Below are 491 nucleotides of genomic sequence, written 5' to 3' on the forward strand. Positions count from 1 at the left end.
ATGGCCAGGTCTGGGGCGCCATGGACGGCGCGCTCGGCGCCCACGTCCGCGCCGCCATCGCGCAGCGCCGCCTGTATGCCTTCGATAAGATGTGGGACAACGGCTTTCGCCAGACCACCAGCAGCAAGGCGCCGGTGACCCGCGCCGCCGACATGGACGGCCTGAAGATCCGCGTGCCGGTCAGCCCGCTGCCCATCTCGATGTTCAAGGGCCTGGGCGCGGCGCCGGCCAGCCTGCAGTTCAGCGAGGTCTATTCCTCGCTGCAGACCAAGGTGGTGGACGCGCAGGAAAACCCGCTGCCCATCATCCAGGTGGCCAAGCTCTACGAGGTGCAGAAGTACTGCTCGCTGACCAACCACATCTGGGACGGCTACTGGTTCATCGCCAACGGCCGCATGTGGGAAGGCCTGCCGCAGGACCTGAAGACGGTGGTGGCGCGCGGCATCAACGAGGCCGGCCTGGCGCAACGCGAGGACATCAAGAAGCTCAAC

The 491-nt window shown here is 66.8% G+C and carries 1 protein-coding gene; it reads left to right on the forward strand.

The features are described 5' to 3' along the window. Positions 1 to 20 precede the first annotated feature (20 nt). Positions 21 to 491: TRAP transporter substrate-binding protein (locus ACR6JA_RS22400; RefSeq protein WP_494599620.1), on the forward strand; the 471-nt coding region annotated here is incomplete at its 3' end.

This window comes from Cedecea sp. B1(4) (genome assembly GCF_059414925.1).